The organism is Amaricoccus sp. W119 (assembly GCF_047275745.1).
GTDB lineage: Bacteria > Pseudomonadota > Alphaproteobacteria > Rhodobacterales > Rhodobacteraceae > Amaricoccus.
Genome location: NZ_JBKQWU010000013.1, coordinates 82,144 through 92,666 on the forward strand (window position 1 = coordinate 82,144; position 10,523 = coordinate 92,666).

Annotated in this window: 10 protein-coding genes, 1 tRNA gene and 1 pseudogene; 9 read left to right on the forward strand and 3 right to left on the reverse strand. The window is 67.8% G+C overall.

All coding sequences use genetic code 11. The annotated features are described in order from the left end of the window. The first annotated feature begins 271 nt into the window (after positions 1 to 271). Positions 272 to 1,708, forward strand: a complete 1,437-nt coding sequence (gene leuC, locus ACLJK8_RS09805) for a 3-isopropylmalate dehydratase large subunit (RefSeq protein WP_413150032.1) — start codon at positions 272 to 274, stop codon at positions 1,706 to 1,708. 49 nt (positions 1,709 to 1,757) lie between these two features. On the opposite strand, the gene ACLJK8_RS09810 is transcribed toward leuC, so the two are convergent. Next, positions 1,758 to 2,213: a PACE efflux transporter gene (locus ACLJK8_RS09810; protein ID WP_413150033.1), complete on the reverse strand. Its 456-nt coding sequence runs from the start codon at positions 2,211 to 2,213 to the stop codon at positions 1,758 to 1,760. A 94-nt stretch (positions 2,214 to 2,307) separates the two neighbouring features. On the opposite strand from ACLJK8_RS09810, the gene ACLJK8_RS09815 reads away from it, so the two are divergent. Continuing rightward, positions 2,308 to 3,228, forward strand: a complete 921-nt coding sequence (locus ACLJK8_RS09815) for a LysR family transcriptional regulator (RefSeq protein WP_413150034.1) — start codon at positions 2,308 to 2,310, stop codon at positions 3,226 to 3,228. Here ACLJK8_RS09815 and ACLJK8_RS09820 read toward each other — a convergent pair. Both ACLJK8_RS09820 and ACLJK8_RS09825 read right to left on the reverse strand, forming a co-directional pair. Continuing rightward, a complete protein-coding gene (locus ACLJK8_RS09820) occupies positions 3,198 to 5,138 on the reverse strand; it encodes a pyrroloquinoline quinone-dependent dehydrogenase (protein WP_413150035.1) in 1,941 nt (646 codons plus the stop codon). The genes ACLJK8_RS09815 and ACLJK8_RS09820 overlap by 31 nt on opposite strands. A 30-nt stretch (positions 5,139 to 5,168) precedes the next feature. Then, entirely contained in the window at positions 5,169 to 5,528 is a 360-nt protein-coding gene (locus ACLJK8_RS09825) for a hypothetical protein (protein ID WP_413150036.1), read from the reverse strand. 131 nt (positions 5,529 to 5,659) lie between these two features. Between ACLJK8_RS09825 and leuD the strand changes: the two genes are divergently transcribed. The 7 genes and pseudogenes from leuD (at position 5,660) to ACLJK8_RS09860 (ending at position 10,448) form a co-directional block, all read left to right on the forward strand. Further along, entirely contained in the window at positions 5,660 to 6,274 is a 615-nt protein-coding gene (gene leuD / locus ACLJK8_RS09830) for a 3-isopropylmalate dehydratase small subunit (RefSeq protein WP_413150037.1), read from the forward strand. Positions 6,275 to 6,337: 63 nt separating this feature from the next. Further along, positions 6,338 to 7,531, forward strand: a complete 1,194-nt coding sequence (locus ACLJK8_RS09835) for an endonuclease/exonuclease/phosphatase family protein (RefSeq protein ID WP_413150038.1) — start codon at positions 6,338 to 6,340, stop codon at positions 7,529 to 7,531. 114 nt (positions 7,532 to 7,645) lie between these two features. Continuing rightward, positions 7,646 to 8,755 (forward strand): 3-isopropylmalate dehydrogenase, encoded by a 1,110-nt coding sequence (gene leuB, locus ACLJK8_RS09840; RefSeq protein ID WP_413150039.1) that lies wholly within the window; start codon positions 7,646 to 7,648, stop codon positions 8,753 to 8,755. Between the two features lie 27 nt (positions 8,756 to 8,782). Next, entirely contained in the window at positions 8,783 to 9,469 is a 687-nt protein-coding gene (gene ung / locus ACLJK8_RS09845) for a uracil-DNA glycosylase (protein WP_413150040.1), read from the forward strand. Between the two features lie 124 nt (positions 9,470 to 9,593). Further along, a tRNA-Pro gene (locus ACLJK8_RS09850) sits at positions 9,594 to 9,670 on the forward strand. A 122-nt stretch (positions 9,671 to 9,792) separates the two neighbouring features. Next, positions 9,793 to 9,957 (forward strand): annotated as a pseudogene (locus ACLJK8_RS09855) (integrase); the annotation flags it as partial. Positions 9,958 to 10,088: 131 nt separating this feature from the next. Continuing rightward, positions 10,089 to 10,448 (forward strand): hypothetical protein, encoded by a 360-nt coding sequence (locus ACLJK8_RS09860; RefSeq protein WP_413150044.1) that lies wholly within the window; start codon positions 10,089 to 10,091, stop codon positions 10,446 to 10,448. Positions 10,449 to 10,523 lie beyond the last annotated feature (75 nt).

A 10,523-nucleotide genomic window follows, 5' to 3' on the forward strand; every position in this document is an offset into this window, starting at 1 on the left:
ACTCCGGCCCTTATGACTCTGGTCCTTACGACTCTGGCCTGGTCACTCTTCCCCGCCTCCGGATATTGGTTCACGATCTTGCCCGGCGGATGATTCGGGCTTATCTGCTGCCGAATGACGCGGCTTTTCGACATGGATGATCATCGGCGGCTGCCTTGGCGCTTCTACGCCAAGGGAATCCGGCTTGCGCGCGGGGCCTGACGCCTCGTGCGCGCCGGCCCGTTCCGCGCGACTCGCCTGTCCTTAGCTCATGCCAACGCGGGAGAAATCCATGTCAGCCTCCAGTTCGTCAGCCTCCAGCCCGTCCGGTCCCAGAACGCTCTACGACAAGATATGGGACGCCCATCTCGTCAACGAGGCGTCCGACGGAACCAGCCTGCTCTATATCGACCGCCATCTCGTCCACGAGGTGACGAGCCCGCAGGCCTTCGAGGGCCTGCGCATGGCTGGCCGTCAGGTGCGGGCGCCGTCGAAGACCACCGCTGTTCCCGATCACAATGTTCCGACCGACATCGACCGCGCGAAAGGGATCGAGAACCCCGAGAGCCGGATTCAGGTCGAGACGCTGCGCCAGAACGCGGCCGATTTCGGCATCGAGATCTATGACGTGGCCGACGTGCGCCAGGGCATCGTGCACATCATCGGTCCGGAACAGGGCCTGACCCAGCCCGGCATGACCATCGTCTGCGGTGACAGCCATACCGCGACCCATGGCGCCTTTGGCGCGCTCGCGCACGGGATCGGCACGTCGGAGGTCGAGCATGTGCTCGCGACCCAGACGCTGATCCAGAAGAAGTCGAAGAACATGAAGGTCGAGGTCCGGGGCGCGCTGCCGCTCGGCGTCACCGCGAAGGACATCACGCTCTCGATCATCGGCGAGACCGGGACCGCGGGCGGGACCGGCTACGTGATCGAATACATGGGCGAGGCGATCCGCGCGCTCTCGATGGAAGGCCGAATGACGGTCTGCAACATGGCGATCGAAGGCGGCGCCCGCGCCGGTCTGATCGCCCCCGACGAGAAGACCTTCTCCTATGTGAAGGGCCGCCCGCATGCGCCGAAAGCCGGGCAGTGGGAGATGGCGGAAGCTTACTGGCGTACGCTCTTCACCGACGAGGGCGCGCATTTCGACAAGGAGCTGATCCTCGACGCCGGCAAGATCGCGCCGGTTGTGACCTGGGGCACCAGCCCGGAGGATGTGCTGCCGATCACCGCGACCGTCCCGCATCCCGAGGATTTCAAGGGCGGCAAGGTCGAGGCGGCGCGGCGCAGCATCGAATACATGGGGCTGACCCCCGGCCAGAAGCTCTCCGAGGTCGAGATCGACACGGTCTTCATCGGCTCCTGCACCAATGGCCGGATCGAGGATCTGCGCGAGGTCGCGAAGATCATGGAGGGCCACAAGGTCAAGGACGGCATCCGCGCGATGATCGTCCCGGGCTCGGGTCTGGTGCGGATGCAGGCCGAGGAGGAGGGCATCGCGCAGAAACTCATCGAAGCCGGTTTCGACTGGCGGATGGCCGGCTGCTCGATGTGCCTGGGCATGAACCCCGACCAGCTCGCGCCGGGCGAGCGTTGCGCCTCGACCTCGAACCGCAATTTCGAGGGGCGGCAGGGCTACAAGGGCCGCACGCATCTGCTTTCGCCCGCGATGGCGGCCGCCGCGGCGATCACCGGGCGGCTGACGGACGTGCGCGACCTGCTCTGAGAACGGATCGGTCCGGACGCGCGCTGGCGGGCCCGGACCCCGGATTGCCTCAGCAGGCTTCCGGCAAAGCTTCCCCGGCCCCGCCCCGCTGCGCGGAGAGCGGCAGGCCGAACACCTTGTCGAAGCCCAGGTTGAAGACGAAGGTGTAGACGAGGAAGAACACGATCATACCGAGGTCGAGAAGGAAGGCCTCGATCAGTGTGATCCCGAGAATCCAGGCGAAGATCGGCACGAGAACGACCGTCAACCCGATCTCGAACCCGATCGCATGGCCGATCCGGAGCGCGATGCTCCGGCCCTGGACCGCGCGCCGGGCCTCCCACGCCTCGAAGGCCGTGTTGTAGGCCAGATTCCACACGACCGCGATGACGGAGGCGATGACGGCGGTGGCGCCCGCCTCGCTGGCATGGACGTCGAAGATCATCGTGAGCCCGAAGGAACTCGCCGCGATCGCGATGGCTTCATAGAGGGTCAGATACACGACCCGTCTGCGGATACCCTGCATTGTTTCACCTTTGAACTTGCGTTGGCGGTGATTTACCCGATTCGCCCTGATACAAGAAGTCAGGAGCTATCAGAAAAGCTGACAGGTGAGGCGCATGGCTTTTTCCTGCGACGCGGTCTCGGTCTTCCTCGCCGTGCTCGATCACGGCTCGTTCTCGGCGGCGGCGCGCGCGCTCGGGCGGGTGCCCTCGGCCGTCAGCATGAGCATCGCCAATCTGGAGGCCGAGCTTGACCTCACCCTCTTCGACCGGTCCGGGCGAGAGCCGAAACCGACCGCCGCGGCGCGCGCGCTTGAGCCCTCCGCGCGCCGGGCGGGGCAGACCCTGCGCCTGCTCTCGGCGCAGGCGCTCGCGATCCACGCCGGGCTCGAGGAGAGGCTGACGATCGCGGTCGCGGCGGAACTGCTTTCGGTCGACTGGAGCACACCGCTGGCGAGACTCTCCGCCGAGTATCCGGGGCTCGAAGTGGAGGTTGTCTCCGGCGCGGGCGGCGATCTCACCCGGCGGCTGCACGCGGGAGAGGTCGATCTGGCGCTGGTCTTCGAGCGGCCGGAACTGTCGGAGATCGAGACGTTCCAGGAATTCGGCAGCGAGATCTTCGTCGCGGTCGCCGCTCCCGAACATGCGCTGGTGGCGGGTGCGGAGCGGCCGCGGATGGAAGATCTTATCGAGACACGCCAGATCGCGGTCGCGAGCCGGGGCGTCGCCGACACCCGCGTCCTGCTCTCGCACGACATCTGGCACACCGACAACCATCTCGCCGCGCTCGGCCTCGTGCGCGCCGGGCTCGGCTGGGGTTATCTGCCCCGCTCGCTCGTCCGCCCGCTGGTGGAGGCGGGAGCCCTGACCGAGATCGCCTTCGAGAACATCAGCAACGTGCTGAGCCTCTATATCGATCTCGTCTGGCGCCGCGACCGCCCGCTCGGCCTCGGCGCCCGGCGCTATGTCGAGCTGATCCGCGAGGCGCGGGCTCAGTCGGGGCGGGATCAGTCGGGGAGGGCGAAGGCCACCACCTGATCGCCGACCTTAGGGCTCAGGATCGAATTCCCGCCCGCGGTGAAGACGACATACTGCCTGCCCTTGTACTCGTAGACCGCGGGCAGGGAGACGGCCGGCGCGTCGACCAGCCCCTTCCAGAGCACCTCGCCGGACTTGATGTCGATCGCGCGGACGCGGGCGTCCATCGAGGCGCCGATGAAGACGAGCCCGCTCGCCGTCACGACCGGCCCGCCGATCGTCACCGAGCCCCAGCTTTCCGGCATGTAGAAACCGTAGCGTTGCACCTGTCCGAAGGGCACGTCCCAGAGCCGGTCGCCTGTATTCATGTCATAGGCGGTGATCGATCCAAAGGGCGGGTTCCAGCAGGGCATGCCGAGCGGATTGAGGAAGGTCGTGAGTTCGAACCCGTAGGGCGCGCCGCTCTGCGGATAGAAGGCCGCGGTCTCGCTCCCGCCCGCCTCCGCCTGCGTGTCGAACTCCGCGCGCGGGACGAGCTTGTAGATCTGCGCCGTGCTCGAATAGTTCACGACATAGATCCCGCTCCGGGGATCGACCGCTCCGCCGCTCCATTGCACGCCGCCGGCGGTGCCGGGATAGGCGAGCGAGCCTTCGAGGCTCGGCGGCGTGTAACTGCCCTCGTAGCGGAGCTTCTCGAAGGTCTCGGTGCAATAGCCGCCGCTCACCGTGTCGGCGAGTTCGAAGATGCCGGGCCAGGTATCGTCGATCACCCGCTCCGGCCGCGCGACATAGGGCTGCGTCGGCGAGGTGTATTCGCCCGGTACATCCGTCTGGGGGAAGGGGCGCTCCTCGATCGGATAGACCGGCTCGCCCGTCTCCCGGTTCAGGACGTAGAGAAAGCCCTGTTTCGAGGTCTGCACCAGCGCCGGGATCGTCGCACCGTCCTTCTCGATATCGAGGAGCGTGGGCGGCGCGTTGGTGTCGTAGTCCCAGACATCGTGGTGGATCAGCTGCCGCGACCAGACCATCTCGCCGGTATCGGCGTTGAGCGCGGTGACCGAGGTCACGACCGGCAGGCCCTCGGGCAGCGCGCCCTGATAGTAGTTCGGGCTCGGCGAGGATACGGGGAGATAGAGCAGCCGCCGCTCCGGATCGACCGACATCGAGGCCCAGACATTCGCCGTGCCGGAGACCGCGCGCGCCTCCGCGGGCAGGGTGTGGAAAGTCCAGCGGATCTCTCCGGTTCGCGCGTCGAGCGCGTAGACCGCGCCGGGGCTGTCCACCTGGTCCATCCAGTCCTTGCCGGCCCAGCCGATGAAGAGCATGTCGCCGAAGACCGTGGGCGGCTGGAGCAGCGAGAGCGGCCATTTCGCGTTGATCATGTTGACCTGGGCCATGTCGAAGATCCCGGCCTCGCCGAAATCCTCGCAGAGCGCGCCGGTATCGGCGTCCACCGCGTGAAGCTGGCCATCCATCGTGCCGAGATAGACGCGTCTCTGGCAGGGTTGCCCCTCCTCGGGCGCCTCGGCCTCCCAATAAGCGACGCCCCGATTCTTCAGATCGGGCTGCGTCAGCCCCTCGAGCGTCGATCCGCTGTCATAGGTCCATTTGACCGCCCCGGTATCGGGTTCGAGCGCGAAGATCCGGTAGAAGGGCGTGCCGAGATAGAGCGTGTCATTGGCGAAGATCGGCGTCGCAGACCAGACGGTCGCCGGCGTCGTCTCCGTGGGTTTCGGCCCCGGCGCGTTCTCGTCGCGCGAATCGCCCGGCCCCCTCCAGACATCGCCGGTGTGGGTTTCCCAGACCTTGGTCAGTTCGCCGACATTCTCGGGCGTGATCTCGGTCAGCGGCGAGAATTTCTGTGCCTTGAGATCACCGTTGAACGTGTCCCAGAGCGGAGCGTCCTGGGCGGCGGCCGCGGTGGCCGAGCCGAGAAGTGCGAGGGCGAGAAGGCGTGGCAGGGAACGCATTGGATGGGCCCTTTCGCGGAAATGCGAGGTTCAGGCGGGTCTGGGTGCGCGGCCGAAAACGCGCATCAGCCAGCCGATCAGGCAGACGGCCATGAGACAGAGAATCACCCAGCTTCCGAGCAGGTAGGCCGCGAATCCGGTCCCGAGGATTCCGGCCAACCCGCCAATGACGAAGATCGCGATCAGGGGGACGTTCCGCCGCCGCCCGCCAAGGACCAGCCCGGCGATGATCAGCATCAGGCAGCCGAAGATCGCGACCCCCGCCCCGAGGCTGCCTCGAACATCCGACAATGGCGCGAAGAGCCCCACGGGTGCGAAAAAGTTGTAGATCGCGACACAAAGTGCCAGAAACGCCGCGAAAGCCATGACGCGGCCACCGTCCTTGCTCATTCTCGGTCCTTCCCGGGTCAGGTCCGCCATGGGCTTCGGGGTTCACTGTAAGGCAAGACCCGCCTCGGGCAAGGCTTGCGAAGGTGCGCGGCGCGTGTTTTATCCACACCGATCAGAGTGGAGGCTGGGCCATGGAGAAATTCACCAAACTGACCGGAGTCGCGGCGCCGCTGCCGCTCATCAATGTCGATACAGACATGATCATCCCGAAGCAGTTCCTGAAGACGATCCAGCGTTCCGGCCTCGGCAAGAACCTCTTCGACGAGATGCGCTACGATCGCGAGGGCAACGAGATCGAGGATTTCGTGCTCAACAAGCCCGCCTATCGCGAGGCGAAGATCCTCGTCGCGGGCGAGAACTTCGGCTGCGGGTCGAGCCGCGAGCACGCGCCCTGGGCGCTGCTCGATTTTGGCATCCGCTGCGTGATCGCGCCGAGCTTCGCCGACATCTTCTACAACAACTGCTTCAAGAACGGCATCCTGCCGATCGTGCTGCCGCAAGAGCAGGTCGACCTCCTGATGGACGATGCCGAGCGCGGGTCGAACGCGGTCGTCACCGTCGATCTGGAGAACCTGACGATCTCCGGCCCGGACGGCGGCTCGATCGCCTTCACGCTCGACGAATTCCGCCGGCATTGCCTGCTGAACGGTCTCGACGATATCGGCCTCACGATGGAGAAGGTCGGGGAGATCGATACCTTCGAGGCCGAGTACGAGGGCCGCGCGCCCTGGCTCAAGGCGGGTTGAGTTGAACCGCGGTTCAACTCCGGTTTAACGCCGGCTTAACTCTGGGCTGCGAGCGTCGCGGGTGTGATCCGCGCGCTCCTTCTTATCCTGATCGCTCTGAGCACCCCCGCGGCGGCGGCTCCGCTGCGCGTCGCGACCTATGATGTCGGCCTGTCGCGCTCCGGTCCCGGTCTCCTGCTCGCGGATCTCCGCTCCGGCAANGCTCCGCTGCGCGTCGCGACCTATGATGTCGGCCTGTCGCGCTCCGGTCCCGGTCTCCTGCTCGCGGATCTCCGCTCCGGCAAGCCGAAGCCCGACATTGACGCGGCGCTCGCGGTCATCCGGGCGGTCCGGCCCGACATCCTCCTTCTGAACGGCTTCGACCACGATTTCGGGGGCGTGGCGCTTGCCACCTTCCGCGCGCGGCTGGCGGTCGGGGCGGAGGGGATCGACTATCCGTTCCATTTCGCGCCGCCGGTCAACGCGGGGGTCGAGTCCGGTCTCGACCTCGACGGCGACGGCCGCCGGCGCGAAGCGGAGGATGCGCTCGGCTGGGGCCGGTTTCCCGGGCAGGGCGGCATGGCGATCCTGTCACGGCTGCCGCTCGATACCGAGGCCGCGCGGACCTTTCGCGGCCTGCGCTGGGCGGATCTGCCCGGCGCGCGGCTGCCGATCCATCCGGACGGCAGGCCGGCGCTCGACGCGGAGGCGCGGGCGCGGGTGCCGCTGTCGAGTCGGTCGCACTGGGACATCGCCGCGATCCTGCCCGGCGGCGCGCGCCTGCGCCTTCTCGCCTCGAACCCGACGCCGCCGCTTTTCGACGGGCCGGAGCAGTTCAACGTGCTGCGTAACGCCGACGAGATCGGCTTCTGGACCCGATACCTCGACGGCGCGGGTTTCACCGACGACCTTGGCCGGGACGCGGCGCTGCGCCCGCCCTTCGTCCTGCTCGGCAATCTCAACACCGATCCGGCCGACGGGGCGGGCGACCGGAACGCCATCGCCGCGCTGCTCCGTCATCCGACGCTGCATGACCCGATGCCCGGAAGCGCGGGTGGAAGTGCGACCGGTCGGGGGGAAGGCGCGGGCGACGCGGCCCGCGACACCGCGCGGCTCGGCGAACGGGGACTCAGGCTCGACTACGTGCTTCCGTCGCGCGGGCTGAGGCTCCTCGGATCGGGCGTCTTCTGGCCCGCCGCTGGCGAGCCGCTCGCCGAAGCGGTCGCTCTCGGACCGCCGCATCGGCTCGTCTGGGTGGACCTCGACCCGGCTCCCTGACTCGTCTCCCTGACCTGGGCTCCCGGGCTCCGATCCTTGGCCCCGCTCCTTGACCCGGGGCCTGCCCGGCGCTAGCGGGTTGGCCGGAACCAACAACGATCGAGGACACGCGCCATGGCCAACCCGACCCTTCTGATCCTGCCCGGCGACGGCATCGGCCCCGAGGTCATGACCGAGGTGCGCAAGGTCATCGACTGGTTCGGCGCGAACGGCCGCCCCTTCGATGTCGAGGAGGATCTGGTCGGGGGCTGCGCATACGAGGCGCATGGCCAGGCGATCAGCGACGCGACGATGGAGAAGGCGCAGGCGGCGGACGCCGTGCTGCTCGCCGCGGTCGGGGGGCCGAAATGGGACAAGGTACCCTATGACGTGCGCCCCGAGGCCGGGCTCCTGCGGCTCCGCAAGGATCTGGAGCTCTTCGCGAATCTCCGCCCGGCGAAATGCTTCGACGCGCTCGCCGATTTCTCCTCGCTCAAGCGCGAACTCGTCGAAGGGCTCGACATCCTGATCGTGCGCGAACTGACCGGCGGCGTTTATTTCGGCGAGCCGAAGGAGATCACCGACCTCGGCAACGGCCAGAAGCGCGCCGTCGATACGCAGGTCTATGACACGTTCGAGATCGAGCGGATCTGCGCCGTCGCCTTCGAACTCGCCCGCGTGCGCGCGAACCGCGTCTGCTCGATGGAAAAGCGCAACGTGATGAAGTCGGGCGTGCTCTGGAACGAGGTCGCACAGGCGACGCATGACGCGCGCTTCCCGGACGTGGAACTGACGCATATGCTCGCCGACGCGGGCGGCATGCAGCTCGTCCGCGCGCCCAAGCAGTTCGACGTGATCGTGACCGACAATCTCTTCGGCGACATGCTCTCGGACGTGGCGGCGATGCTCACCGGATCGCTCGGCATGCTGCCCTCCGCCTCGCTCGGCGCGCCCGATCCGAAGACGAAGCGGCGCAAGGCGCTCTACGAGCCGGTGCATGGCTCCGCGCCCGACATCGCGGGCCAGGGCAAGGCCAACCCGATCGCCTGCATCCTCTCCTTCGCGATGGCGCTGCGCTATTCCTTCGACGCGGGCGGCGAGGCGGACCGGCTGGAAGCGGCGGTCGAGAAGGTGCTGGCGGACGGTCTCCGCACGCCCGATCTGATGGGTCCGGACGGGGGGCAGGCGGTGACGACATCCGAGATGGGCGACGCGATCGTCGCCGCGCTCGAAGCCTCGCGCTGAGGCCCTCGGGGCGCGGGGGTTCGGGCGGTGCCTGAGGCGGTGGCCCATCCGGACGAGGGCGGCGTGGCGCTGCCGGCCGCCTGGGCCGGCGCCGGCGCGGACCCCGCCGTCCCGCTCGCCCACGCCGCCGCCCGCCGCGCCGCCGGCGCCGAGGTCTACCCGCCCGAACCGCTCACCTTCCGCGCGCTCGAACTGACCCCGCCCGAGGCGGTCCGCGTCGTCCTGCTCGGCCAGGACCCCTACCACGGGCCCGGGCAGGCGGAGGGCCTCAGCTTCTCCGTGCCGGAGGGCGTTCGGGTCCCGCCCTCCCTCCGCAACATCTTCCGCGAGCTTTCCGCCGATCTCGGCCTGCCCACGCCCGCCCCCGGCCACCTCGGCCTCTGGGCCCGGCGCGGCGTGCTGCTCCTCAACGCCGTGATGACCGTCGAACAGGGCAAGGCCGGCGCGCACCGTCGCCGGGGCTGGGAGAGCTTCACTGACCGGCTGATCTCCCATGTCGCGACGCTCGACCAGCCCGTCGTCTACCTCCTCTGGGGTGCCTACGCCCAGGCGAAGGCGCCGCTCCTGACCAACCCGCGCCACCTCGTCCTGCGCGCGCCCCACCCCTCGCCCCTCTCCGCCCACCGCGGTTTCCTAGGCGCCCGCCCGTTCTCTCAGGCGAATGCCTTCCTCGAAACGGCGGGCGAGTCCCCGATCGACTGGAGCCTCGCCTGAGCCTCGCTCCGGCGTGACGCCCGGCGCCACCCGCCGGCCCGAGGCGGCGCATGACATTTCCCGCCCAAACCCGCGCGACCGCTCTTGCAGCGGACGCCAGAACCGCGTAAATGCCCGCCTTGTTCGGAGTGTAGCGCAGCCTGGTAGCGCACCTGCTTCGGGAGCAGGGGGTCGGAGGTTCGAATCCTCTCACTCCGACCACTTCCAAATCGGTGGTCCAAAAATAGTACCGCAAGATCAAGGCGTTAACTGCCATCGATCTTTCGGCCTTCCCGAGATGCCCGAAAATCCCGTAACATTCACGGGGTTCTGAGGGCGGAACATTGGGGATCAGCAACGATCGGGGGCGCTGGTATCTCGTCAAGCGAGTTCCGCGGCGCTTCGAGCATCTGGACCCGCGCGTGATCGTGCGGATCGCGCTCCGCACCGATAGCCGGCGCGAAGCCGAGGCGAAGGCGCCGGCCGTCGAGGCCGAGCTCCGCGCCTATTGGGAAGGCCTCGCCGCCGACGACAAGCCGGGCGCCGCAGCGCGATTCGACTCCGCCGTCCGGCTCGCCGAGGCGCGCGGCGTCCCTTACCGTCCGGCGGCCGAGCTCGCCGCCGGCCGCTCGACGAGCTCTTGCGCCGTTACGAGGCGCTTGTCGCTGGGGGCTCGCTGGCGCCGAAGGCCGAGGCCGCCGCCGTTCTCGGCGCCGTCGATGCCCCGCGCTTCACCCTTTCGACCGGGCTCGACGAATTCTTCGAGCTCACCCGCGAGCGGACGGTTCACAGGGCCGACCGCGCCCGCCGGCGATGGGAGAATCAACGCCGCGCGTCGGTAAAAAATGCGATCGACGTGATCGGCGACAAGTTCCTCGACGAGATCACCCGCGACGACGCCCTCGCCTTCCGCAAATGGTGGGTTGACCGGATGATTTCGGAAAGTCGCAAGCCGAACACCGTTGACCTGCCCCCCGGAAACTCCCTCGCTCTGATGTAGGGTCTGCTCGACCTCGAAGGAGCAGACGAATGAGAAAGAGCCGATTTTCCGAGACGCAGATCATTTCGATGATCA